At 57.7% G+C, this 24,183-nt stretch carries 20 protein-coding genes and 1 pseudogene; 12 read left to right on the top strand and 9 right to left on the bottom strand.

The genetic code is table 11. The features are described from left to right. Positions 1 to 59: 59 nt before the first annotated feature. From VCA57_RS05055 to oscA, 5 genes are all read right to left on the bottom strand, one after another. Positions 60 to 1,052, bottom strand: coding sequence for a sulfate/molybdate ABC transporter ATP-binding protein (locus VCA57_RS05055; protein WP_411183873.1), 993 nt, complete (start codon positions 1,050 to 1,052; stop codon positions 60 to 62). A gap of 3 nt (positions 1,053 to 1,055) precedes the next feature. After that, a complete protein-coding gene (gene cysW / locus VCA57_RS05050; protein WP_411183872.1) occupies positions 1,056 to 1,928 on the bottom strand; it encodes a sulfate ABC transporter permease subunit CysW in 873 nt (290 codons plus the stop codon). A gap of 10 nt (positions 1,929 to 1,938) precedes the next feature. Continuing rightward, positions 1,939 to 2,757, bottom strand: a complete 819-nt coding sequence (cysT, locus tag VCA57_RS05045) for a sulfate ABC transporter permease subunit CysT (RefSeq protein WP_411183871.1) — start codon at positions 2,755 to 2,757, stop codon at positions 1,939 to 1,941. 177 nt (positions 2,758 to 2,934) lie between these two features. Beyond that, a complete protein-coding gene (locus tag VCA57_RS05040) occupies positions 2,935 to 3,945 on the bottom strand; it encodes a sulfate ABC transporter substrate-binding protein (protein ID WP_411183870.1) in 1,011 nt (336 codons plus the stop codon). 166 nt (positions 3,946 to 4,111) lie between these two features. Beyond that, positions 4,112 to 4,294 (bottom strand): sulfur starvation response protein OscA, encoded by a 183-nt coding sequence (gene oscA, locus VCA57_RS05035; RefSeq protein ID WP_411183869.1) that lies wholly within the window; start codon positions 4,292 to 4,294, stop codon positions 4,112 to 4,114. A gap of 259 nt (positions 4,295 to 4,553) precedes the next feature. Between oscA and VCA57_RS05030 the strand changes: the two genes are divergently transcribed. Both VCA57_RS05030 and VCA57_RS05025 read left to right on the top strand, forming a co-directional pair. Next, a complete protein-coding gene (locus tag VCA57_RS05030; protein ID WP_411183868.1) occupies positions 4,554 to 5,135 on the top strand; it encodes an alpha/beta hydrolase in 582 nt (193 codons plus the stop codon). 86 nt (positions 5,136 to 5,221) lie between these two features. After that, positions 5,222 to 6,175 carry a sigma 54-interacting transcriptional regulator gene (locus tag VCA57_RS05025; protein WP_411183867.1) on the top strand — a complete coding sequence of 318 codons (954 nt, stop codon included), beginning with the start codon at positions 5,222 to 5,224 and terminating at the stop codon, positions 6,173 to 6,175. On the opposite strand, the gene VCA57_RS05020 is transcribed toward VCA57_RS05025, so the two are convergent. Then, a complete protein-coding gene (locus VCA57_RS05020; protein ID WP_411183866.1) occupies positions 6,172 to 7,095 on the bottom strand; it encodes a choline sulfate utilization transcriptional regulator in 924 nt (307 codons plus the stop codon). The two genes, VCA57_RS05025 and VCA57_RS05020, sit on opposite strands and share 4 nt — an antisense overlap. Before the next feature lie 112 nt (positions 7,096 to 7,207). Between VCA57_RS05020 and betC the strand changes: the two genes are divergently transcribed. From betC to cysW (VCA57_RS04990), 6 genes are all read left to right on the top strand, one after another. Continuing rightward, positions 7,208 to 8,716: a choline-sulfatase gene (betC, locus tag VCA57_RS05015; protein ID WP_411183865.1), complete on the top strand. Its 1,509-nt coding sequence runs from the start codon at positions 7,208 to 7,210 to the stop codon at positions 8,714 to 8,716. A 53-nt stretch (positions 8,717 to 8,769) separates the two neighbouring features. Next, the gene (choX, locus tag VCA57_RS05010; RefSeq protein WP_411183864.1) at positions 8,770 to 9,693 is read left to right on the top strand and encodes a choline ABC transporter substrate-binding protein; all 924 of its coding nucleotides are present in this window, start codon (positions 8,770 to 8,772) and stop codon (positions 9,691 to 9,693) included. 82 nt (positions 9,694 to 9,775) lie between these two features. After that, positions 9,776 to 11,341 carry a SulP family inorganic anion transporter gene (locus tag VCA57_RS05005; protein WP_411183863.1) on the top strand — a complete coding sequence of 522 codons (1,566 nt, stop codon included), beginning with the start codon at positions 9,776 to 9,778 and terminating at the stop codon, positions 11,339 to 11,341. A 216-nt stretch (positions 11,342 to 11,557) separates the two neighbouring features. Beyond that, a complete protein-coding gene (gene cysP / locus VCA57_RS05000) occupies positions 11,558 to 12,571 on the top strand; it encodes a thiosulfate ABC transporter substrate-binding protein CysP (RefSeq protein ID WP_411183862.1) in 1,014 nt (337 codons plus the stop codon). A gap of 68 nt (positions 12,572 to 12,639) precedes the next feature. Continuing rightward, complete coding sequence (gene cysT, locus VCA57_RS04995) at positions 12,640 to 13,488, top strand: sulfate ABC transporter permease subunit CysT (protein WP_411183861.1); 849 nt, start codon at positions 12,640 to 12,642, stop codon at positions 13,486 to 13,488. Further along, a complete protein-coding gene (gene cysW, locus VCA57_RS04990) occupies positions 13,485 to 14,312 on the top strand; it encodes a sulfate ABC transporter permease subunit CysW (protein WP_411183860.1) in 828 nt (275 codons plus the stop codon). Before cysT (VCA57_RS04995) ends, cysW (VCA57_RS04990) begins: the two co-directional genes overlap by 4 nt. A gap of 422 nt (positions 14,313 to 14,734) precedes the next feature. Here cysW (VCA57_RS04990) and VCA57_RS04985 read toward each other — a convergent pair whose 3' ends face one another. After that, on the bottom strand, positions 14,735 to 15,673 hold the full coding sequence (locus tag VCA57_RS04985; protein ID WP_411183859.1) for a DMT family transporter: 939 nt from the start codon (positions 15,671 to 15,673) through the stop codon (positions 14,735 to 14,737). A 93-nt stretch (positions 15,674 to 15,766) separates the two neighbouring features. Between VCA57_RS04985 and VCA57_RS04980 the strand changes: the two genes are divergently transcribed. Then, positions 15,767 to 16,687 (top strand): LysR family transcriptional regulator, encoded by a 921-nt coding sequence (locus VCA57_RS04980; protein WP_411183858.1) that lies wholly within the window; start codon positions 15,767 to 15,769, stop codon positions 16,685 to 16,687. 9 nt (positions 16,688 to 16,696) lie between these two features. On the opposite strand, the pseudogene VCA57_RS04975 reads toward VCA57_RS04980, so the two are convergent. Together VCA57_RS04975 and VCA57_RS04970 are read right to left on the bottom strand one after the other, a co-directional pair. Continuing rightward, positions 16,697 to 16,977 (bottom strand): annotated as a pseudogene (locus tag VCA57_RS04975) (DUF1820 family protein). Positions 16,978 to 17,077: 100 nt separating this feature from the next. Next, a complete protein-coding gene (locus VCA57_RS04970) occupies positions 17,078 to 17,737 on the bottom strand; it encodes a TetR family transcriptional regulator (protein ID WP_411183857.1) in 660 nt (219 codons plus the stop codon). Positions 17,738 to 17,956: 219 nt separating this feature from the next. On the opposite strand from VCA57_RS04970, the gene VCA57_RS04965 reads away from it, so the two are divergent. Genes VCA57_RS04965 through adeC form a run of 3 tightly spaced genes read left to right on the top strand, consistent with a single transcriptional unit; the run spans position 17,957 to position 23,706 of the window. Further along, positions 17,957 to 19,111 carry an efflux RND transporter periplasmic adaptor subunit gene (locus tag VCA57_RS04965; protein ID WP_411183856.1) on the top strand — a complete coding sequence of 385 codons (1,155 nt, stop codon included), beginning with the start codon at positions 17,957 to 17,959 and terminating at the stop codon, positions 19,109 to 19,111. A 3-nt stretch (positions 19,112 to 19,114) separates the two neighbouring features. Then, positions 19,115 to 22,273 (top strand): efflux RND transporter permease subunit EmhB, encoded by a 3,159-nt coding sequence (gene emhB, locus VCA57_RS04960; RefSeq protein WP_411183855.1) that lies wholly within the window; start codon positions 19,115 to 19,117, stop codon positions 22,271 to 22,273. Next, a complete protein-coding gene (adeC, locus tag VCA57_RS04955) occupies positions 22,270 to 23,706 on the top strand; it encodes an AdeC/AdeK/OprM family multidrug efflux complex outer membrane factor (protein WP_411183854.1) in 1,437 nt (478 codons plus the stop codon). The genes emhB and adeC overlap by 4 nt, the downstream gene beginning before the upstream one ends. The last annotated feature ends 477 nt before the right edge of the window (positions 23,707 to 24,183 follow it).

The following is a 24,183-nucleotide window of genomic DNA, read 5'->3' as shown; positions in this document are numbered from 1 at the left end:
TTTACCGCAAAACCAACAAGGAGCGCATTGCGCTCCTTGTTTGCTTTACACGCCTGAACTCAGCGCTGCTGAATCACCGGCTGCCCAGCCTTGGGTTTGAAGTACAGGGTTTCACCGCGCGTCAGGTTGGCCAGGCTGAGGTGATCCTTGGCCACTTCGGCTTCGATTGGCTCGCTCTGCCCGGCGACTTTAAGGGTCACACGGGTGATCGCGCCCAGCGGGCGAATATCACGCACTTCACCAGCCTGATGGCCTTCCTCGGCCAAGCGCGAGAGGTGAATCTCGTGCGGGCGGAACAGCACATGCTCTTCACCGCCGACATACAGACGGTTGGCATCACCCAGGAAGTGATAAACAAAATCGCTGGCCGGATTTTCGTACACCTCAGCCGGTGAGCCGATCTGCTCGATCACCCCTTTGTTCATCACCACAATACGGTCGGCCACTTCCATGGCCTCTTCCTGATCGTGGGTCACGAACACCGACGTCAAGTGCACTTCTTCGTGCAGGCGCGCCAACCAGCGGCGCAGCTCTTTACGCACCTTGGCGTCCAGGGCACCGAAAGGTTCGTCGAGTAGCAGCACCTTCGGCTCTACCGCCAGCGCACGGGCCAGGGCGATACGTTGGCGCTGGCCGCCGGACAGTTGCTCTGGGTAGCGATCAGCCAGCCAGTCGAGCTGCACCAGGTCGAGCAGTTCGTGGACTTTCTGTTTGATCACTGTCTCGTTCGGGCGCTCACGCTTAGGCTTCATGCGCAGGCCGAAAGCGACGTTGTCGAACACGGTCATATGGCGAAACAGTGCGTAATGCTGAAACACAAAGCCGACGTTACGGTCACGCACGTCGTGATCCGACACATCTTCGCCGTGAAACTCGATACTGCCGCTGTCCGGGATTTCCAGGCCGGCAATGATACGCAGCAAGGTGGTTTTGCCGCAGCCGGACGGGCCAAGCAAGGCGACCAGTTCGCCGCTCTGGATATTCAGGTTGATGTCATTCAGCGCTTTGAACGCATTGAAGTTCTTGCTGACATTGGATACTACGATGGACATGACTTATTCCTCGCCAGCACTGGCTTTCAGGCGGTTGATACGTGACTCGCTCCACTGCTTGAGCAGCAGAATAAACAGCGCCAGCAACAGCAACAGGCTGGCGACACTGAACGCGGCGACGTGATTGTATTCGTTATAGAGAATCTCTACATGCAGCGGCAGCGTATTGGTGTAACCACGGATGTGTCCGGAAACCACCGATACCGCCCCAAACTCGCCCATGGCCCGCGCCGTACACAGCACCACACCATAGATCAGGCCCCATTTGATATTCGGCAAGGTGACATGCCAGAACATCTGCCAGCCATTCGCCCCGAGTAGGCGCGCGGCCTCCTCTTCCTGGGTGCCCTGCTCTTGCATCAGCGGGATCAGCTCGCGAGCAACAAAGGGCACGGTGACAAATACCGTGGCCAGAACGATGCCCGGCAGAGCGAAGATGATCTGGATATCGTGCTCACGTAGCCAGGGGCCAAAGAAGCCCTGCGCGCCGAACAGCAGCACATAGATCAAGCCGGCGATCACCGGCGAAACCGAGAATGGCAGGTCGATCAGCGTCACCAGAATGCTCTTGCCGCGAAACTCATACTTGCTCACGCACCAGGCAGCGGCCACGCCAAATAGCAGATTGAGCGGCACCGAAATACCCACGGCCAGCAGCGTCAGCTGTAAGGCGGAGATCGCATCGGCCTCAAAGATTGCGCCGAAGAAGGTGCCGATGCCCTGCCTAAGCGCCTCACTCAGCACGATAAACAGCGGCAACAGTAGAAACAGTGCAAACACCAACCAGGCACTGATAATCAGCAGCCGACGGCCGAGCACATTACCGCGCCGCGCCGTGTTGGCCGAGGCTGACGCGCTTAGGGTGATAGAAGACATGGCGACCTCCTCAGGCTTTAGCGATCTGGCGCTGCAGCAGGTTGATCAGCAGCAGCAGAATGAAGGAGACCACCAGCATCAACACGCCGATAGCCGTGGCACCGGTGTAGTCGTATTGGTCGAGCTTGACCATGATCAGCAGCGGCAAAATCTCGGTCTTCATCGGCATGTTGCCGGCGATAAAAATCACCGAACCGTACTCGCCGACCCCGCGGGCAAAGGCCAGCGAGAAGCCGGTCAACCAGGCCGGCAGCAACGCCGGTAGCAGCACATAGCGAAACACCTGCAAGGGTTTGGCACCCAGGCAGGCCGCCGCTTCTTCGACCTCACGCGGGATATCCGCCAGCACCGGCTGCAGGGTGCGCACCACAAACGGCAGAGTGACAAAGGTCAGTGCCAGGGTGATACCGATGGGCGTGTAAGCAATTTTAAAGCCCAGATCGGTGGCGAACTGCCCCACCAGGCCGCTTGGGGCATACAAGGCGGTCAGGGCGATACCGGCAACGGCGGTGGGCAAGGCGAAGGGCAAGTCGATCATCGCTTCGATAATCTTGCGTCCGGGGAAGCTGTAACGCACCAACGCCCAAGCCAGCAGCGTGCCGATAATGCCGTTGATGATTGCCGCCGCAAAGGCCGTGACAAAGCTCAGCTTGAGCGCTGCCAGTACCCGCGGCGCGGAAATAATCGCCCAGAACTCAGCCCAGGTGAGCTGAGCGGCGTGAACGAACATGGCACCCAGAGGAATCAAAACCAACAGGCTGAGATACACCAGGGTGTAACCCAGCGTCAGCCCGAAGCCGGGTATGACCGGGGAAGTACGACGAGACATGGTTTTGGCCTTGTACTTGTTAAACGACGAGCTAATGACGCAGACGAATCCGTAGGATGGGTGGAGCCTGCGATACCCATCGCAACGTATGGTTTGCAGCAGATGGGTATCGCTTCGCTCAACCTGCGAGGCCCGACCTACGCGGCCCGTCCCATCCTACGTTCTGGCATCCCAGGCTTACTGCGCCTGATAGATCTGATCGAAAACCCCACCGTCGCTGAAGAACTTCGGCTGTGCGGTCTTCCAACCGTTGAAGTCCTTATCGATGGTCACCAGTTTCAGTTCTGGGAACTGCTTGGCGAACTCACCGGCAATGGCCTGGTTACGCGGACGGTAAAAGTGCTTGGCCGCCAGACGTTGACCTTCATCGCTGTACAGGTAGTTGAGGTAGGCCTCCGCTACTTTGCGCGTACCTTTTTTGTCGACGTTTGCATCCACTACAGCCACCGGCGGTTCGGCCAGGATCGAAAGCGACGGCGCAACGATTTCGAAGTTGTCGCCGCCCTCTTCCTTCAGCGCCAGGAAGGCTTCGTTTTCCCAGGCCAACAGCACGTCGCCAATGCCATTGTTGACGAAGGTAATCGTCGAGCCGCGCGCCCCCGTGTCGAGTACTGGCACGTTTTTGTAGAGCTGGGCCACAAACGTTTGAGCCTTATCTTCACTGCCATATTTCTGCTGGGCATAGGCCCAGGCCGCGAGGAAGTTCCAACGCGCTCCGCCAGAGGTTTTCGGGTTCGGGGTGATCACTGCAACGTCCGCTTTGACCAGGTCATCCCAGTCCTTGATGCCTTTCGGATTACCCTTGCGCACCAAGAAAACGATGGTCGAGGTGTACGGTGTGCTCGATTGTGGCAGACGCTCCTGCCAGTTTTCTGGGATCAACTTGCCGAGCTTGTAAAGCTCGTCGATATCACCGGCCAGGGCCAGAGTCACCACGTCGGCACGCAGACCATCGATTACCGCCCGGGCCTGCTTGCCCGAACCACCGTGGGATTGCTGGATGGTCACAGCTTCATTGCCCTGGGCTTGCCAGTGCTTGTTGAACGCAGCGTTGAATTCGCTGTACAGCTCACGGGTCGGGTCGTAGGACACGTTGAGCAGGGTTTCTGCAGCGGCTGCCGGGCCTGCGGCTCCGGCAATAGTCAGCGCGCTGGCGAGGGCGGCAAAAGCAAAACGGCGAATGGACATGGTGCGGCTCCTACTGGGACAAATATGGGGTTGGCGTTCAATGGGTCGACTGCTCTCGCGATCTGCGGTGGCTATACAGCGAGATGTGCATGAGCTCGACTCTTTTCATTGCACGCCCTCCGGTGGTCCGGTCGGGCTTTGCTGCGTGTGGCGTTCGGTGTGTCAGTTAGCTGCTCTTGTTGCTCTGAGCGTGCGGGCGAAACTTTTCCTTGCGTTCGATCTGCACGACCTGGCCGTTGTGCACGGTGATTTCTACCGAGCCGAACTTCAGGCCATTCAGCGCAGCCTGGATCTCGCGCAGGATGCTGCCGTCGTCCTGATCTTCAAGGTTTCGTAGGGTTGCGGTCATGGTAGTGCTCCTTGAAATAGCCACTATAAGCGGCGAAAACTGGCCGTAGTCAGTGGCCGTGGAGCAGATAGTAGAGAGGCACATATATTCTTAAAAATATTATTTAAGAACATTAATATACTTTTTTTGCATATAAAACCCATGACCTTCTCGCACAGAGAAATGGAATTTCAGGCATAAGCAAATAAGCTCTTATTCTTTTTGATATCCACCAATCCTCCCTACACTGCAGCCATTCACATCTGCAGGAGGGCGCGCGATGCGCAACCAAACTATCCGTTACCTGATAGTGCCGGGCTGGCAAGGATCGGCCGACGAGCATTGGCAGAGCCATTGGCAGCGCAGCCTGCCGAACAGCGCCCGGGTAGAACAGGCCGACTGGCTAAACCCCAAACGTGAAGACTGGGTCGCCGAGCTGCAGCGCAGTATCGCCAGCGATCCACGCCCGACCATCCTGATCGCCCATAGCCTGGGTTGCATCACCGTGGCGCACTGGGCAGCTCAGGCACCAGTCGAATCGCTGCGCCGGGTAAGGGCCGCGCTACTGGTCGCCCCGGCTGACGTGGAACGAGCCAACTGCCCACCAGCGCTGCAGAATTTTGCACCGATCCCCCAACACTCACTGCCCTTCCCCAGCCAGTTGGTGGGCTCGGACAACGACAGCGCTGCCAGTGCCGCACGGGCTATCGAGTTGGCCCATGACTGGGGCAGCGATGTGACCATTCTCAGCGGCGCTGGGCATATAAATGTGAAGTCGGGACATCAGCGTTGGGAGCAAGGTTTCGCCTACCTCTATCGTCTGCAGAGCCGGGTAGAACAAGCCGACCGTCGCCGCGCCTGATAAGCCGACCGCCTGAGCGGCGGATGGTTATCTATCGATCATGCAACCTGCCTGCTCGCAATCCGAGTCGGGCTGGAGACTCGTTGATGAGCCAGAACACTTTCAGCAGCAGCCAACCGTTGCTGACTTTCCCCGATGCAGAACGAAGCCCGCTGAGCATCCGCGCGAAAGCGCTGGTGTTTATCGACCCACGCTCCAGGCAGCTGCGCGATCAGGTCGAGCAGCTCGCTACACAACCCATACCGCTGCTGATTGAGGGTGAAACCGGCACCGGTAAAGAGTTGCTGGCGCGGCATATCCACCGCGCCAGTGAACGGCCGGGGCTGTTTGTCGCGCTCAGCTGCAGCGGCCTGAGCAGCAAGCATGCCCAGGCAGAACTGTTCGGCTATGCCGCCGGCGCCTATCAAGGCAGCGCCAGCAGCCGAGCAGGCTGGTTTGGCTCAGCCAATCACGGCACCTTGTATCTGGATGAAATCGGCGACCTGCCGCTGCCGCTGCAGGCTCAACTACTCAGCGCCCTGGAAACCAGTGAAGTGCTGCGGGTCGGTGCCAGCCAGCCAAGCCCGACGGATGTCCGGCTGCTGGCCGCAACCAGTATCGACCTGGCCCAGGCTGTAGCAGCTGGCAAATTCAATGAGCACTTATATGGCTACCTCAGCGACGGCCGCCTCAGTCTGCCGCCGCTGCGGGAACGTATTGGCGACATTCTGCCTATGGCGGAATACTTCCTCGGCATCTATGCCCAACGCCTGAGCTTGCCACTGCCAGTCATCAGCGAGGCGGCGCAGCAACGCCTGGAGACCCATAGTTGGCCGGGCAATACCCGCGAGCTGGAGAACGTTATCCACTTCGCCCTGTTGGTCAGCAGCGGCGAGGAAATCCTCAGTCAGCACCTCAACCTGGCAGGCAGCGTTGCGCCCCTGACGGCCGTCGAGAACGCTCTTGAACAGCTACTGGACGCAGCCGACCCAGAGCAACTGAATAGCCTGCGCCGATTGCTGCACAACGCTGAACAGCGCCTGCGCCAGCTCGGCGGTTAAAGAACGCTACTTGGCCCCTTCGCCAATTCACTTTGCAACCAATCAACAAATACCTGGGTCAAGCGCTGGCGGCGCTTGCGCTCTGGCAGCACCAGGTAATACCCCATATCCGACTGCGCCACTTCATCGCCCAACCGACACAGCAGGTTCTGCACAAGCAGCTCATCCACCAGGTGCCGCCAACCGATGGCCACGCCCTGGCCGGCAATGGCGGCCTGAATCAGCAAGGTGTAGTTGTCGAATCGCAGACTGCCCGGGCTCGGCGTTTCCTGCAGATCAAAGGCACGAAACAGCCCCGTCCAGTCAAACCAGCGCGAGCGATTTTCCGGACGCAGGTGCAACAGCGGCAGGCTGGCCAGCGCTGTCGGAGGCAAGGGCAGCGTGCGCCCCTTGAGCAACTGAGGACTGCACACCGGAAAGACCTCTTCGCGAAACATCAGCTGCGCCTCGGCATTTTTGAAACGGCCATCACCGAAGTTGATCGCCACATCGATCTCCGCTGACAGCGCGCCCTGATCGCGCTCACTGGTAATCAGGCTGACATCCACCTCCGGATGCAGTTGATGGAAGCGCTGCAAACGCGGCATCAGCCAATACGCGGCAAAGGCAAAGTCGGTGGCCACTTGCAGCACCTCGTGCTGCTGTTGCGCGGTAACCGCCAACAGCCCGGCATCCAGACTCTGCAGACCATCCTGCACATAACGCAGCAGCAGCTCGCCGGCATCGGTGAGGACGATGCCGCGGTAGACCCGGTCAAACAAGCGCGTTGTCAGTTGCTGCTCAAGGCGCTTGATCTGCTGACTGATCGCCGGCTGGCTGGTGCCCAGTTCACTGGCCGCAGCGGTAAAGCTCAGCTGGCGCGCCGCTGACTCAAACACCCGCAGCACGTCCAGCGACACCCCTTCGATGCTTTTAAACATAAGCTCAAGTTATCCAATGCATGTGCTTGCAGCAGGTTTACCAGGCTTTCTGTTAGCCGGATGATCAAGTCAGCAATGTCGCATAAATCTTTTATATGGAATACCGGCTGCCATGAAACGCCCGAATATCCTCTTTATCATGGCCGATCAGATGGCCGCGCCGATTCTGCCGCTGCACGATGCTGCATCACCAATCCTGATGCCCAACCTGATGCGCCTGGCTAAAAATGCCGTGGTATTCGATGCGGCCTATTGCAACAGCCCACTCTGCGCGCCATCGCGCTTCACCTTGGTCAGCGGCCAGCTGCCCTCGAAAATCGGCGCCTACGATAACGCCGCCGACTTCCCCGCCGATGTGCCGACCTACGCCCATTACCTGCGCCGCCTGGGCTACCGCACCGCACTGTCGGGCAAAATGCATTTCTGCGGCCCAGACCAGCTGCATGGCTATGAAGAACGCCTGACCAGCGATATCTACCCCGCCGATTACGGCTGGGCGGTGAACTGGGACGAGCCGGACGTGCGCGCCAGCTGGTACCACAACATGTCCTCGGTATTGCAGGCCGGGCCGTGCGTGCGCACTAACCAGCTGGATTTCGATGAGGAGGTGGTATTCAAGGCTCAGCAGTACCTCTATGACCATGTGCGCAGCGCCGGCGAGCAACCCTTCTGCCTGACCGTATCGATGACCCACCCGCATGACCCCTACACCATTCCGGCCGAATTCTGGGACCTCTACCGCGATGAGGACATCCCACTGCCTAGCCAGCACATCGATCAGGCCGAACAGGACCCACACTCGCAGCGCCTGATGAAAGTCATCGACCTATGGGACAAGCCGCTGCCCGCGCAGAAAATCAAGGACGCACGACGCGCTTACTTCGGCGCCTGCAGTTATATCGATAGCAACATTGGCAAGCTGCTGAAAACCCTGGAAGCCTGCAACCTGAGCGATAACACCATCATCGTGTTCTCCGGCGATCACGGTGACATGCTTGGCGAGCGCGGCCTCTGGTACAAGATGCACTGGTTTGAAATGGCCGCCCGCGTGCCCCTGCTGGTGCATGCACCCAAGCAGTTCGCTGCGCACCGGGTGAGCCAGAACGTCTCGACCATGGACCTGCTGCCCACCCTGGTGGAGCTGGCCGGCGGCACGCTGGAAGCCGACCTGCCACTGGATGGCCGCTCACTTGTGGCGCACCTCGAAGGCCGCCAGGGCCACGATGAAGTGATTGGCGAATATATGGCCGAAGGCAGCATCAGCCCGCTGATGATGATTCGCCAGGGCGACTGGAAATTTATCTACTCGCAGCAGGATCCCCTGCTGCTGTTCAACCTGCGCCACGACCCGCAGGAGCGCGAAAACCTTGCTGAATCCGCTGAGCATCAGAGCCTGTTGACCGACTTCATCAACCAGGCGAAGGCACGCTGGGATATGCCGGCGATTCATCAAGCCACCCTGGCCAGCCAGCGCCGCCGCCGTTTCGTCGCCAGCGCCCTCACCCACGGCGCCCTAACCAGCTGGGACCATCAACCGATGGTCGACGCTAGCCAGCAGTACATGCGCAACCACATTGACCTAGACGACCTCGAGCGTCGCGCCCGTTTTCCGCAACTTTGATTGCAAGCCACTGCCGCGTTGAACCATAACTAATAATTCAAGGGGACATTGCCATGCACACACTTCGCACAACACTTATCGGCGGCCTGTTACTGGCGGCCAGCAGCTATACCCTGGCCGAAGACGCAAGTTGCGCCACGGTCAAACTGGGCGATCCGGGCTGGAGCGATATTGCCGTTACCAACGGCATTGCCAGCCTCCTGCTCGATGGCCTGGGCTACAAGGCGCAAATCCAGACCCTGGCCGTGCCGATCATCTTCGCCGGGCTGCAGAAAGGTCAGGTGGATGTATTCCTCGGCAACTGGATGCCGGCGCAACAAAGCAACTACGACAAGTTCGTCAGCACGGGCGAAGTCGAGCAGCTGGTGGAGAACCTCAGCGGCACCGAGTACACCCTGGCAGTGCCCACCTACGCCTATGAGGCCGGGGTGAAGACCTTTGCTGACCTGAATAAGCATGCCGACAAGTTCAACCATAAAATCTACGGGATTGGCTCCGGCTCACCGGCCAACGAGTCAATCCAGAAGATGATTGCTGCGAACGAATTCGACCTCAAAGACTGGAACCTGGTCGAATCCAGCGAGCAGGCCATGCTGGTGCAGGTTGGCCGCGCAGTGAAACGCGAGCAGTTTGTGGTGTTCCTCGGTTGGACCCCACACCCGATGAACGTGCAGTACGACATGCGCTACCTCAAGGGCGGCGAGAAGTACTTCGGTGCCAGCGGCAGCGTCAACACCCTGGCCCGCAAAGGCTATGCCGCGCAGTGCCCGAATGTCGGCACGTTGCTGAGCAACCTGAAATTCACCCAGGAGATGGAAAACGCCATTATGGATAAGGTGCTGAGCAAGCAGGCCAGCAACGACGAGGCGATCAAGGCCTGGCTGCAGGCCAATCCGGCGGTTGTCGCCGGCTGGCTCAAGGGCGTTACCAGCCTCACTGGCGGTGACGGCCTCGCGGCGGTAAACGCCAAGTTTTAAACCTGCCGATTTGATTCCCTGAAGTCGACGGGCCGCTGCACTGCAGCGGCTTTTGTCCATCTCCTGCACAAGAAATCGACTCATGCCGCTACCCCGCCCCCAGAGCCTGCTGCCCTTTCTGCGCTGGCTGCCCAACTGCAGCAAACGCAGTCTGGGCAAAGACCTGCTAGTGGGGTTGAACGGCGCCATCCTGGCGCTGCCGCAGTCCATCGCTTACGCCCTGATTGCGGGTTTACCACCGCAATATGGTCTGTACGCAGCCATCGTACCGGTACTGATCGCCTGTCTCTGGGGATCGTCCAGCTACCTGATTTGCGGACCAACCGCAGCGATCTCCATTGTGCTGTTCAGCAGCATCAGCCCGATGGCTCTGCCTGGAAGCGACGATTTTATTGCCCTGATACTACTGCTGACCCTGCTGGCCGGCATTTGCCAATGGCTGCTCGGCCTGTTGCGCTTCGGCGCGCTGGTGAATTTTGTCTCGCACTCGGTGGTGCTGGGCTTCACCCTCGGCGCGGCTCTGGTAATCGGTATCGGCCAGTTGCCCAACCTGCTCGGCTTGACTGTCACAAGCCAGACCACAGCACTGATGAGCCTACTCAGCCTCGGTGAACACCTGACCGAGAGTGACTGGCGCAGCCTGGCCGTAGCGCTATTCACCCTGGCCATCAGCCTGCTGAGCAAACGGCTATCGCCGCGCGTGCCGGCGCTGCTCATCGGGATTGTCGCCGCCAGCCTGCTGGTCATGGCCTGGCCTGAGCAGTTCGGTTCAGTGGCCTTGGTTAGCCCGTTCGTAGGCCGCCTCCCACCATTCGCCCTGCTCGACTTAAACCTGACAACTGTTTTGCAACTGCTGCCCGCGGCGGTGGCCTGTGGCTTGCTCGGCCTGGTCACCAGCCTGTCGATTGCCCGCGCGCTGGCGGAGAAATCTCAGCAGCTGTTTGATGCCAATCAGGAGGTTCGTGCTCAGGGCCTGTCGAACATCATCGGGCCCTGGTTCGGTGGGTCGTTATCGGCAGGCTCGTTCACCCGCTCGGCACTCAATCAGCAGGCCGGCGCTTGCTCGCCCATGGCCGGAGTGTTCGCCGCCCTGCTGGTGGCGGTATTTGCCCTGTATGGCAGCCGCCTGTTCGCCTACGTACCCATCCCCGCCATGGCCGCCAGCATTTTGCTGATCTGCTGGGGGTTGCTCGACATGACTGCTGTAAAAGCCCTGAAGCGGGTGAGCCAAAGTGAGTTTCTGGTCATGCTGCTGACCGTGCTGGCGACTCTGCTACTGGAGTTGCAGAGCGCTATCTACGCGGGCGTACTGGCCTCATTGATCGTCTACCTCAAGCGCACCTCGCAGCCGCGCGTGCGCCAATGGCAGGAGGGTGACACCGACTGGCTGTGCATTGAAGGGTCTATTTTTTTCGCGGCTTGCCCTTACCTGCAACAGTTGCTGCAACGCAGCTCAGCGCGCCGAGTGATGATCGATGCGCGGCACATCAACTTTATCGATTACGCTGGGGTCAACATGCTGCACCAGGAAGCCCGTCGCCTGCAGGCCCAACAGCGCCATCTGGTGCTGCACTTTGCACGGCCGCACGTCATCAGCGAGATTGAAAAACTTCAAGGCCGCGAGCCCTGCCCGGTGCAGTTCGCTTAAGCAATCAACAGCCAATCACGCCGTTACAAGCAACCTCATCCAGCGCAATCGGGCCGAGCATCTCGAGCAATAAGATAAAAATAGAATATCAATAGCATTAAAAGTTACTTTTTATGAATAACAAACTTGTGCAGTATCCCCTCCCACATCTGGCTAAAAGGTCAGGCTTCAATTCCGCGCCTTGATAGCGGCGCTGTGACAAGGAACCTCTGCATCATGCTCAAGAAAATCCTGCTGGCCAGCGCCATTACCTCAAGTCTGCTGAGCAGTGCCGCTGCACTGGCAGAAGACGCACCGATTCTGAATGCCTCCTACGACATCGCCCGTGAGTTGTTTGCCGAGATCAACCCAAAATTCGTTGCCCAGTGGAAAGAGCAAACAGGCAAAGAATTGAAGATCGACCAGTCGTTTGCCGGCACTTCGCGCCAGGCTCAAGACATTATCCAAGGCAAGAAGGTCGATACCGTGACCTTCAACCAAGTCACCGACGTGGACATCCTGGCCAAGCGTGGCCTGGTGCGTGAAGACTGGGCCAAACAGTTCCCCAACAACAGCTCGCCGTACTACAGCACCACGGCGTTTCTGGTGCGCAAGGGCAACCCGAAGCACATCAAGGACTGGAACGACCTGGCCCGTGACGACGTGAAACTGGTGTTCCCTAACCCGAAAACCTCCGGCAATGCGCGCTACAGCTATCTGGGCGCCTGGCTGTATGCCAACGAACAGTTCAAAGGTGATGAAAGCCAGATCAAAGCCTTTGTCAGCAAAGTGCTCCACAATGTCGAGAACTTCCCTACTGGTGGCCGCGCCGCTACCGTGGCCTTCGCCCAGAATGGCCAAGGTGATGTGCTACTGACCTTCGAATCGGAAGTGGTCAACATCGCCAAAAGTGATGAGTTCAAATCCGGCGAATACGAAATTGTCGTGCCACCGGTCAGCGTGCTTGCCGAGTTCCCGGTAGCGCTGGTCGACAAAGTGGTCGATCAAAAAGGCACCCGCGAGGTATCCAAAGCCTACCTGGACTTCCAGTACACCAAGGACATCCAGCAACTGCTGACCACCTACAACTACCGTGTACATAACCCGGAAGTAGTGGCGGCTACCGCAGCGCAGTTCCCGCAGATTCGCCTGATCAACCCAACCGAAGTTCTCGGCACCTGGGACGAGATCACTGCCAAGCACTTCGATGCCGATGGTATCCTTGACCAACTTTTGGCCGAGGGTCGCTAAGACCTCATCGGTTTGAGCAACAAACAGCCGCCGTCTTTACGGCGGTTTGTGCTTTCAGGGATTTATGCGTGCCTAAGACACCCCGCTTCTTTTTGCAAAGCCCTTTGCTGCCAGGCTTCGGCCTGAGTTTTGGCTTCAGCACTTTTTACATTTCGCTGGTCATCCTGTTCCCGCTGTCGGCTCTACTGCTGTATGTCAGCGACATGAGCTGGGCGCAGTACTGGCGCGCGATCAGCGATCCACGCGTGGTGCAAAGCTACAAGGTGACCCTCAGTGGTGCCTTTTACGCCACCATTGCCACCGTACTAATCGGCCTGCTGTTGGCGTGGATCATCACCCGCTATGACTTCCCCGGGCGTCGTCTGGTGGATGCATTGATCGACCTGCCTTTCGCCCTACCCACCTCGGTGGCCGGGCTGACCCTGGCCACCCTACTCGCTCCCGGCGGTTGGTTGGGGCAATGGCTCGCGCCCATGGGTATCAAGCTGGCCTACGCCTATCCGGGCATTCTGATTGCCATGGTGTTTACCAGCCTGCCGTTTGTGGTGCGTACCGTACAACCGGTGCTACAGGATCTTGGCCGAGACTACGAAGAAGCCGCCAGCACCCTGGGTGCCAATCGTCTGCAGACGTTTTTTTATGTGGTACTACCGACCCTGACCCCTGCGCTGGTCACCGGAGCCGCGCAGTCATTTATCCGCAGCCTGGGTGAATTTGGCGCGGTGATCATGATTGCCGGCAACATCCCATACAAAACCGAAGTCTCCTCGCTGATGATTTTTGTGCGTTTGCAGGAGTTCAACTACCCGGCGGCTGCGGCAATTGCCTCGGTCATTCTGCTGGCCTCACTGGTGCTGCTGTTTAGTCTGCAAGTGCTACAAGGCCGCCTGTTCAAATGGCAACGGCAAGGCAAATGAAAAAACCTCAACACTGGCACCAATGGCTGTTGATCGGCCTGGGCCTTAGTCTCGTCACGCTGGTTCTACTGGTGCCGCTGGCGCTGATTTTCAGCAAGGCCTTCGCGGGCGGCCTGGCATTGCTGTGGGGCAACCTCGGTGAGGACTATATGCTCCACGCCATAGGCCTGACACTGCTGGTAGCGCTGCTGACGGTGCCGATCAATATGTTGTTCGGCATTCTGTTGGCCTGGTGCGTGACCCACTACGATTTTCGCGGGCGCAAGCTGCTGACCACGCTGATCGACATCCCCTACGCCGTATCGCCGGTGGTGGCTGGGCTTTGTTACCTGGTGGTGTACGGCCTGGAACACGCGCTGGGGCGCTGGTTCTACGATAACGGCATGCAACTGATGTTTGCTTGGCCAGGGATTGTCATGGTCACGGTGTTCGTCACCGCGCCCTATGTCGCGCGAATTCTGATTCCAGTGATGCAGACCCAAGGCCAGGACGAAGAAACCGCCGCCCTGTGCCTGGGCGCCAACGGCTGGCAGATTTTCCGCCACATCACCCTGCCGAAAATCAAATGGGCACTGTTGTATGGCGTGGTCGTGACCAATGCCCGCGCGGTCGGCGAGTTTGGTGCAGTGTCGGTGGTGTCCGGCACCATCATCAACCAAACCCTGACCCTGCCCTTGCTGGTCGATCAACTGAACAACGACTATAAACCTGCCGCCGCCTTTACCGCTGCCGCGCTGCTGGCCTGCATGGCCCTGCTGACCCTACTGCTGAAAACCTTTATGGAGTGGCGTCAGCGCACCTTGATGCAACGGGCCGAAGCCTAGGGCTAGGCACATTAGCCTGCATGACCGGCTCAACCGAGCAGACCATGCAGATCAAAAAAAGCCAGCCACGACGTTAGGCACAATGGGTTGATACGCTCATCTGAGACATGTGACTGTTACCGCTTCAGCCCACCACGAGACATTGAGCGATAGCCTTCCCCGCATCCAGACCTTGACCTATTGATCCACCTCAAATGGGTGCCGTAACCCATCTACTGGGCACGCTATTTCGGGATTATCTGGAAAGATAAGGAAAGAACAATTGAGTGGCACATTAAGGCCGGAAGAACCCAAGCCACCTGCCGTAGACGATATACAAGTGGATGACCAAGGGCTGGAGCAACAATAACCCCTATTGTTGCTCCCGTACCCAAGACCAACCTGAGCGAAAAATCCTTAAGACGCGGTCACAGGCAAGGTTATTAGCATGTGGCTCTACTTCCCCCAGCCGCCGCTAACGAGCGGCGACCTTTGGTCAGCAGTGCAGGCAAGGTCAAGCCCACCACGACTACCAGCATTCCCACCAGCTGCAGCGCACTCACGTTATGCCCCATCAAAACTGAAGTGAGCGCAGCGAATACCGGAACAAAGTTGAAGAACAACGACGCTGTCGCGGAACCAAGCGCATTGATGCCGCTGATCCAGAGCAAATAACCGCCTACGGTGGCAAATAGCCCAATATAAAATAGTGTCAGCACTGATACCGAGGGCAGTTGCAGCAGTTCCTGCCAGGGATGTGCTGTGGTACTGAAAAGACACACGAGGCCCAAGGTGACTGCGCCGGCCAGCATACTCAAGGCAGTGAACGGCAACGCTGGCAACCAGCGCCCAATAAACTGACTGCACAGGGTGTAGAAGCTCCACGCCAACATGCCAAGCATGATGATCAAATCACCCTGATTGAAGCTCAGAGCCAGCAAACGCTGCAACGAGCCACCGCTGATGACAATCATCACGCCAAGCAAACCCACAACCAAACTGAATCCCTGCGCCGGCGACGGCAAACGGCGAGCCGCTATTGCCGCCATTAATGACGTCACCACCGGGCTAAGCGCCATGATCAGCGCACCATTGGTTGGTTCGGTCAGCCGCAGACCGGAGAACAAAGCCACATTAAGCCCACCCACACCTATGACTGCGACCACAGCCACTATGGCGTACTGGCGCAGGTTCAATCGCGGCCAGGGCTGGCGCAGCACCAGTAGGTAAGCGGCAAGGCTGACCCCAGCAATCATGAAGCGCCAGAATGCCAGCGACATCTCATTCATATCGACCAGTACCAGCTTTGCCAGCGGAAACACACTGCCCCAGGCAAAGACACACACCAACAGCATCACCACTGCACGCACGGACCCGCTCATGATCTTCCCCAGAAGAAAATAACTACAGGCCGCCAAGCCTATAGATTTCAAATACAATGGAAACAAGCACGATAAGGACAAAGGATTTCAAAAATGGAATCTACCTATTCATTGGATGACATGCGTCTGTTCTGGGCGGTGGCGCACTATGGCAGCTACAAGCAGGCCTCGACGGTCCTGCACGTCCCACTATCGACTCTGAGCCGCCGCGTAAGTCGCCTGGAAAGTGATCTGGGGTTACGCTTGCTGCACCGCGACTCTCACCGCGTGACGCTGACAGCGACCGGGCAACACTACTTTGATCGCTGTGCACCGTTGTTTTCGGAGTTGAACGATATTGCCAGCCAGCTACAGGCTGACAAGCAGCAACCCAAGGGCAAGATCCGCATTTCCGCGCCCATCAACCTGACCAGCTTCTGGCTCGGCCAACTGTTCAATGATTTCCTGGCGCTGTACCCGCAAATCGATCTAGACCTGAGCCTCTCCAATACGCCTATTGATATTCAAAGCCAATTTATCGATATCGCTTTTCGCGCAGGTAATGCCACCATCGAGAACTGGATTGCTCGCCCACTGGTTAACCTGAATTACCTGCTGTGCTGCGCCAGCAAACAGGTTCAGTGGCACGACCTCAAACATCCCAATCAATTGACCGAGCTGCCGTTGATCGTCAGCAAACCTATCTTCCAATGGTCAATGCGCCACCGGCCGACAAACACATTTTGGGAAGAGGATGTCAGCGCGCAGGCTAAATTAGCAGTAGACAATATGGATGTAGCACTCAATGCGATCATTGCCGGACTCGGCATTGGGCTACTACCCTCGTTTCTGGTAACGCCACTGATTCGTCAGGGCGTATTGACCCAACTGGCACCGGACTGGCAAGGCAGCCAGCGCAGCGTCTATATGCTCTATCGGGACAGAGACAACATCCCCGGACGCATGCGCTTGCTAATCGACTTCATTATTCAGCGCTTTGCCGAGCAGGATGTACGTATGCGCTTTGATCCCTAGCGGACCTAATCAGCTATCCAAGCACGACGGCATGAGGAAATGCATCGCATTCCTGCCAGCATAGTCCTTGGCCTCGCGGATCTTGACCGCACCCACGTGCTCAACCTCATGGATACGAATGATCGACTGCACCGGAATAAAGCTGCGCTTGACGCAATCAAACTGATTTTTGAGCTTTCTTCATCCCGATCGTCCACCAGTAGCGGGCGCTCACCGCAGATCAACTCTTCGATCTCCATGAAGCCCCACAGCTCGTTCTGAAAAATCTGCGGCGCGCAGAGTTCAAACATCTGCTGGCAACTGGCAACTGCGGCCACGTGGTCCAAAAGATCTACGTCACGCTTACCATCCTGGTGCCAGCGACAGCTATCAAGCTTGCACTTCATTAGTTTAGAGCGCTTGCCGGCAAACAGGCGATTGGCCCTGCAGGCTTGGACTGTGGCGCAACATGTCGAGAACGCAATCGACCAGGCATTCAGCGTCCTTGTACAGGTCGAATGCTTCGGGGCTGAGCAGCCACTGCGCAAGGGTTCCTTCAATGTAGGCATGCAGACAACGCGAGGCGCGCGCGGTGTTTAAAGCTGCCGGCAACTGGCCACGATTGACCGCATTGCGTAGTGCAAGCTCAATGCGTAGGTGACAGTCCAGGCTGTTGGCATGGCGCTGCCGACGCAAATCACACATCTCGTCAATGAACTCGCATTTATGGAATAAAATTTCATTAATTCGGCGGGTTTTGGGGTCCAAGGCCACTTGTTGGAAAACTTGAATTAACAAGGTACGCATACAGCCCAGTGGATTGATCTCATTGGCATTTTCACTGGCCTTGGCAAGCTCATCAAAAGGCTCGTGCAGGCTGTCAAGCAGGGCCTGGACCAACGCTGCCTTATTCTCAAAATGCCAGTAAATCGCCCCACGGCTAACGCCTGCCAAGGTGGCGATATCGGCCAATGTAGTGCGTGCCATACCACGCTGATAGAAGGCCTGCTCGGCCGCTTCAAGGATCTGGTTACGGGTATGCAGGGCGTCGTCTTTGGTTTTCCGGGCCATGGCAGTCTCTTCTAAAAAAACGAACCTCCGGTTGCTCCGGAGATTTGCTGGGAAGGCCTTCTCGGTGCCAACCCCGTTGTTAGGTTTATTTGTAACCTTATCTCGATAAGGTGTTTACAAACAATCATGAATGTAAGTACATTCATAGCACGCTATTGATCGTCCCCCGAGCTCATTCAATTCCTGTGAAGCGCTGTCGCGCTCTTGTCCGAGGATTCCATGCCATTCAAGCCAGCTTTCCCCGCCCTGGTTACCGCCGTTCTGTTGGCTTCTCTGCTCAGCGGTTGCGAACAGGAGCAGGCACCACCGCCCGCACAAAAACCCCAGGTAGGTGTAGTTACCCTGCAACCTCAAGCTTTTACTCTGACGTCTGATCTGCCGGGGCGTACTACCGCCTACCGCATCGCCGAAGTACGCCCTCAGGTCAACGGAATCATTCTCAAGCGCCTGTTCGAAGAAGGCGGGGAGGTCAAGAAAGGGCAACAGCTTTATCAAATCGACCCGTCGGCCTATGAAGCAACCCTGAAGAGCGCCCAGGCCAACCTACAATCGACCAAGTCGATTGCCGACCGCTATAAGTTGTTGGTGGATGAGCAAGCCGTGAGCCGCCAGGAATACGACACCGCTATGGCGAACCGCCTGCAGTCGGAAGCCACGTTGCAAAGCGCCCAGATCAACCTGCGCTACACCAAAGTGCTCTCGCCATTGACTGGCCGTATTGGTCGTTCAGCGGTTACTGAAGGCGCACTGGTCAGCAACGGCCAAAGCGACGCCATGGCAGTTATTCAGCAACTAGACCCGATTTTCGTTGATGTCACGCAATCTTCCGTCGAACTGCTGAACTTACGCCGCGAACTGGAAAGCGGCCGCCTACAGAAAGCTGATAATAATTCAGCCAAGGTCAAGCTGACCCTAGAAGACGGTAGCCAGTACAAGCTCGATGGCACGATGGAATTCTCAGAGGTCTCGGTTGACGAAACCACTGGCTCGGTAACCCTGCGTGCAGTTTTCCCAAACCCAGACCACACCCTGCTACCTGGCATGTTTGTGCATGCGCAACTGCAATCGGGGGTCAACGCCGCGGCCATTCTAGCGCCGCAACAAGGCGTAACTCGTGACCTGAAAGGTACTCCGACTGCCCTAGTCGTGGGCCAGGACAACAAGGTCGAACTGCGCCAGCTCAAGGCCAGCCGTACCGTGGGCAACCAGTGGCTGATCGAAGACGGCCTCAAAGCCGGTGACAGACTGATTACCGAAGGCCTGCAATTCGTTAAGCCGGGCAATGAGGTCACTGTGGCCGAGGCTGGCAACGTCAATACGACCCAGTCTGGTGACGCCCCAGCCACTGGTAGTGCCGACGGTAAAGAGGAATAACCCATGTCGAAGTTCTTTATCGACCGTCCGATTTTCGCCTGGGTTATCGCCCTGGTGATCATGCTGGTCGGGGCTTTATCAATCCTCAAGCTGCCGATCAACCAGTACCCGAGCATCGCGCCACCGGCCATCGCTATATCCGTGACCTACCCGGGTGCTTCCGCACAAACCGTGCAGGACACCGTGGTTCAGGTCATCGAGCAGCAGCTTAACGGTATCGATAACCTGCGTTATGTATCCTCGGACAGTAATTCCGACGGCAGCATGACCATTACCGCGACCTTCGAGCAAGGCACCAACTCTGACACCGCCCAGGTTCAAGTACAGAACAAGCTGAACCTAGCTACCCCGCTACTGCCGCAAGAAGTGCAGCAGCAGGGTATCCGAGTGACCAAGGCAGTGAAGAACTTCCTTATGGTCATCGGTGTGGTATCCGAAGACGGCAGCATGTCCAGGGATGACCTGTCCAACTACATCGTGTCCAACATGCAGGACCCGATCTCGCGAACAGCGGGCGTTGGTGACTTCCAAGTGTTTGGTGCGCAGTACGCCATGCGGATCTGGCTCGACCCAGCCAAGCTGAACAACTTCAAAATGACTCCGGTGGACGTAAAGAACGCCGTAGCCGCGCAGAACGTCCAAGTGTCGTCCGGCCAGTTGGGTGGCCTGCCCGCCATGCCCGGCCAGCAGTTAAACGCCACCATTATTGGCAAGACTCGCCTGCAAACCGCCGAACAGTTCAAGGCTATCTTGCTGAAGGTCAACCCAGATGGCTCACAAGTGCGCTTGGGTGATGTTGCCGATGTAGCGCTGGGCGGTGAAAACTACGCCATCAGCGCACAATTCAATGGCAAGCAAGCTTCCGGCCTGGCAGTGAAACTGGCCAACGGCGCTAACGCTCTGGATACCGCCAAAGCGCTGCGCAAGACCATCAGCGACCTAGAACCCTTCTTCCCGCAGGGCTTGAAAGTGGTATTCCCGTACGACACCACACCAGTGGTGAGTGAATCGATCTCTGGTGTCGTGCACACCTTGATCGAAGCGATCGTGCTGGTGTTCCTGGTGATGTACCTGTTCCTGCAGAACATACGTGCCACGGTAATTACCACCATGACGGTCCCGGTGGTCCTGCTGGGCACATTCGGCATCCTCGCGGCAGCAGGCTTCAGCATCAACACCCTGACCATGTTCGGCATGGTGCTGGCCATCGGTTTGCTCGTGGACGACGCCATCGTCGTGGTGGAAAACGTCGAGCGGGTGATGAGCGAAGAAGGCTTATCACCCAAAGAAGCCACCAAGAAATCCATGGGGCAGATCCAAGGTGCCCTGGTGGGTATCGCCCTGGTGCTGTCGGCAGTGCTACTGCCAATGGCCTTCTTCAGCGGTTCCACGGGGGTTATCTACAAGCAATTCTCGATCACCATCGTCTCGGCTATGGCTTTGTCGGTGCTGGTCGCACTGATATTCACCCCTGCCCTGTGCGCCACCATGCTCAAACCAATCCCTAAGGGCGAGCACGGCACACCGAAACGCGGCTTCTTCGGCTGGTTCAACCGCAACTTCGACCGTGGCGTCAAAAGCTACGAACGCGGCGTCGGCAGCATGCTGCGTCACAAAGCACCGTATCTGCTGGCTTACTTGCTGATCATCATTGGCATGATCTGGCTGTTCACCCGCATCCCGACTGCGTTCCTGCCGGAAGAAGACCAGGGCGTTCTCTTTGCCCAGGTGCAAACACCTACCGGCTCAAGTGCCGAGCGCACCCAAGTTGTTGTGGATGAAATGCGCGAGTACTTGCTGCGCCCAACTAAGGACGGCGGCGAAGGCGATGCCGTTAACTCTGTATTCACCGTAACCGGCTTCAACTTCGCCGGCCGCGGCCAGAGTTCTGGTATGGCGTTCATCATGCTCAAACCATGGGAAGAGCGCTCTGCAGAAAACAGCGTGTTTAACCTGGCACACCGCGCCCAAATGCACTTCTTTAGCTTCCGTGACGCAATGGTATTTGCCTTTGCCCCGCCGGCGGTAATGGAGCTGGGTAACGCCACCGGGTTCGACGTATTCCTTCAAGACCGCGCCGGTATCGGTCACGAGAAACTGATGGAAGCACGCAATCAGTTCCTTGGCATGGCGTCTCAAAGCAAGGTGCTAACTCAAGTTCGCCCTAACGGCCTGAACGATGAACCGCAGTACCAGTTGAGCATCGATGACGAACGCGCCAGTGCCTTGGGCGTAACCCTGTCGGATATCAACAACACCCTGTCGATCGCCTTGGGCAGTAGTTACGTCAACGACTTCATCGACCGCGGCCGAGTGAAGAAGGTCTATATCCAGGGTAAGGCTGACGCCCGTATGAACCCTGAAGACCTGAATAAATGGTACGTACGCAACAGTGTCGGGACCATGGTGCCGTTCTCCGCGTTTGCCAAGGGTGAGTGGATCTACGGTTCGCCAAAACTGTCTCGCTACAATGGCGTGGAAGCGTTGGAAGTGCTGGGCGCCCCCGCACCTGGCTACAGTACGGGTGACGCCATGGCGGAAGTCGAGGCGATTGCCAAGAAGCTGCCAGCAGGCGTAGCGATTTCCTGGACCGGCCTATCCTATGAAGAGCGCCTCTCTGGCTCTCAAGCACCGGCCTTGTACGCACTGTCCTTGCTGATGGTATTCCTCTGCCTGGCAGCGCTGTATGAAAGCTGGTCGATTCCGGTAGCCGTGATGCTTGTCGTGCCACTGGGGGTTATCGGTGCATTGCTGGCCACCAGCCTGCGCGGTCTGTCCAACGACGTGTACTTCCAGGTGGGGTTGCTGACGACTATTGGTCTGGCGGCGAAAAACGCCATTCTGATCGTCGAGTTCGCCAAGGAGCTACATGAACAAGGCAAAGGCCTCGTAGAGGCAACAATTGAGGCCTGCCGCATGCGTCTGCGCCCAATCATCATGACCTCACTGGCCTTTATCCTGGGTGTCATCCCATTGGCGATCGCCACCGGCGCTGGCTCGGGCAGCCAGCATGCAATCGGTACAGGGGTAATCGGCGGCATGTTAACGGCCACCGTCCTGGCGATATTCTGGGTGCCGTTGTTCTTTGTCACGGTGTCCTCAATTGGCCGTCGCAAAAAGACCACTGAAATCACTGAAACTCCTAAAGAGGCTGGCCAATGAGCAAGTCGCTACTCTCCCTGGCAATCACTGCGGCATTGCTCAGTGGTTGCTCGCTGATCCCTGAGTATCAGCAGCCGCAAGCACCAATAGCGGCGCAATACCCGCAAGGTGCGGCCTACTCGCCTACGGCGGCTGCCAACCAGGCAGCCGCCGAACAAGGCTGGCGTCAGTTCTTCCATGACCCGGCGTTGCAACAACTTATTCAAACCGCTCTCGAGAACAACCGCGATCTCAAGGTCGCGGCCTTGAACATCGATGCCTACGCCGCCCAGTACCAGATCCAGCGCGCGGATCTGTTCCCGGCGGTATCGGCCAGCGGTAGCGGCAGCCGCCAGCGTACCCCGGCGAGCATGTCGCAAACTGGCGAGGCAGGAATCTCCAGCCAGTACTCGGCAACCGTTGGTATCAGCGCCTACGAACTGGACCTGTTCGGCCGTGTACGCAGCCTCAGCGAACAAGCCCTACAGACTTACTTCGCCAGTGAAGAAGCCCGACGGAGCACGCAGATCAGCCTGGTGGCCAGCGTGGCCAATGCCTACCTGACCTGGCAGGCCGACAAGGAACTGTTGAAGCTGACCCAAGAAACCCTGTCTGCTTACGAAGACAGCTTCAAGCTGACTTCACGCAGCAATGAGGTCGGCGTGGCCTCGGCCCTGGACCTAAGCCAGTCGCGAACCTCAGTCGAAAATGCCCGCGTGCAACTGGCGCGCTACACACGCCAGGTAGCTCAAGACGAAAACAGCCTGACGCTGCTGCTGGGCACAGGTATTCCAGCCGACCTACCTGCTGCGCAACCACTGGCGGCAGAAGTGCTGAGCGAAATGCCAGCGGGCCTACCGTCAGAGTTGTTGCAACGGCGTCCGGACATTCTCCAGGCCGAACGCAGCCTCAAAGCGGCCAACGCCAATATCGGCGCGGCGCGGGCAGCGTTCTTCCCGAGCATCAGCCTGACCGCCAATGCTGGCACCCTGAGCCCGAACCTGTCCGGGCTGTTCAAGGGTGGTTCAGGAACTTGGCTGTTCCAGCCGCAGATCAACCTGCCGATCTTCAACGCCGGCAGCCTGCGAGCAAGCCTGGACTACGCGAAAATCCAGAAAGAAATCACCGTCGCGCAGTACGAGAAAGCCATCCAGACCGCCTTTCAGGAAGTCTCCAATGGCCTTGCTGCACGCCAAACCTACAACCAGCAATTGCAGGCCCAGCGCGATTTCGTCAGCGCCAACCAGGATTACTACCGCCTGGCTGAGCGACGCTACCGCGTGGGAATCGACAGCAACCTGACCTTCCTCGACGCACAACGCTCGCTGTTCAGCGCCCAGCAATCGCTGATCACTGACCGCCTAGCGCAGCTGACCAGTGAAGTGAACCTGTACAAAGCGCTGGGCGGCGGCTGGTCTGCCGACAATCAAGCATCCACCAGCGTGACACGCTAACCCCGCGGCCGGCGCACTCACGCCGGCCCATATATTCAGGGAGGCTTTTTGCCTCCCGCTTACCTATTCATTTAAGCCAGTTCATTCTTGCTCGATTTGGCCTCGCTTAATCGCCCCCACCGACACACCAAACGCAACCAACTCGCCCAGTGACCGTTCATTCGAGCACGAAACGCCAGCACGCCCGGCTCTTTAAGCCTTTAAACGCTTTGGAACATCGTCACCATGCCCCTCCTCCTGGCTACTGCGCTGGGCACACTGGCGCAGCAAACGAATGCAGTCAGCTTTATCGAAGACAGTGTGGTTTGCCAGTAGACCGCCATGGTGGGTTACGGCGCGTTGAGATTCGATGGTGTTTGTCTGATCCCAGCTCGCGCCTAACCCACCCTTGTATTACCGCGCTTCATACACCGTAAAGCTGTTCTGGACGACTCAAAACGCAATGGGCACATAGTCTTTTTTATGGCGGCCATCCAT

Source organism: Pseudomonas sp. (genome assembly GCF_046581935.1).
Lineage (GTDB): Bacteria > Pseudomonadota > Gammaproteobacteria > Pseudomonadales > Pseudomonadaceae > Aquipseudomonas.
Note: the sequence above shows the minus strand (reverse complement) of the source record. Positions and strands in the feature narration are given on the sequence as shown.

Coding starts and splice junctions, on each gene's coding strand:
- VCA57_RS05055 (WP_411183873.1), bottom strand. CDS start 1,052: ATGTCCATCGTAGTATCCAATGTCAGCAAGAACTTCAATGCGTTCAAA.
- cysW (WP_411183872.1), bottom strand. CDS start 1,928: ATGTCTTCTATCACCCTAAGCGCGTCAGCCTCGGCCAACACGGCGCGG.
- cysT (WP_411183871.1), bottom strand. CDS start 2,757: ATGTCTCGTCGTACTTCCCCGGTCATACCCGGCTTCGGGCTGACGCTG.
- VCA57_RS05040 (WP_411183870.1), bottom strand. CDS start 3,945: ATGTCCATTCGCCGTTTTGCTTTTGCCGCCCTCGCCAGCGCGCTGACT.
- oscA (WP_411183869.1), bottom strand. CDS start 4,294: ATGACCGCAACCCTACGAAACCTTGAAGATCAGGACGACGGCAGCATC.
- VCA57_RS05030 (WP_411183868.1), top strand. CDS start 4,554: ATGCGCAACCAAACTATCCGTTACCTGATAGTGCCGGGCTGGCAAGGA.
- VCA57_RS05025 (WP_411183867.1), top strand. CDS start 5,222: ATGAGCCAGAACACTTTCAGCAGCAGCCAACCGTTGCTGACTTTCCCC.
- VCA57_RS05020 (WP_411183866.1), bottom strand. CDS start 7,095: ATGTTTAAAAGCATCGAAGGGGTGTCGCTGGACGTGCTGCGGGTGTTT.
- betC (WP_411183865.1), top strand. CDS start 7,208: ATGAAACGCCCGAATATCCTCTTTATCATGGCCGATCAGATGGCCGCG.
- choX (WP_411183864.1), top strand. CDS start 8,770: ATGCACACACTTCGCACAACACTTATCGGCGGCCTGTTACTGGCGGCC.
- VCA57_RS05005 (WP_411183863.1), top strand. CDS start 9,776: ATGCCGCTACCCCGCCCCCAGAGCCTGCTGCCCTTTCTGCGCTGGCTG.
- cysP (WP_411183862.1), top strand. CDS start 11,558: ATGCTCAAGAAAATCCTGCTGGCCAGCGCCATTACCTCAAGTCTGCTG.
- cysW (WP_411183860.1), top strand. CDS start 13,485: ATGAAAAAACCTCAACACTGGCACCAATGGCTGTTGATCGGCCTGGGC.
- VCA57_RS04985 (WP_411183859.1), bottom strand. CDS start 15,673: ATGAGCGGGTCCGTGCGTGCAGTGGTGATGCTGTTGGTGTGTGTCTTT.
- VCA57_RS04980 (WP_411183858.1), top strand. CDS start 15,767: ATGGAATCTACCTATTCATTGGATGACATGCGTCTGTTCTGGGCGGTG.
- VCA57_RS04970 (WP_411183857.1), bottom strand. CDS start 17,737: ATGGCCCGGAAAACCAAAGACGACGCCCTGCATACCCGTAACCAGATC.
- VCA57_RS04965 (WP_411183856.1), top strand. CDS start 17,957: ATGCCATTCAAGCCAGCTTTCCCCGCCCTGGTTACCGCCGTTCTGTTG.
- emhB (WP_411183855.1), top strand. CDS start 19,115: ATGTCGAAGTTCTTTATCGACCGTCCGATTTTCGCCTGGGTTATCGCC.
- adeC (WP_411183854.1), top strand. CDS start 22,270: ATGAGCAAGTCGCTACTCTCCCTGGCAATCACTGCGGCATTGCTCAGT.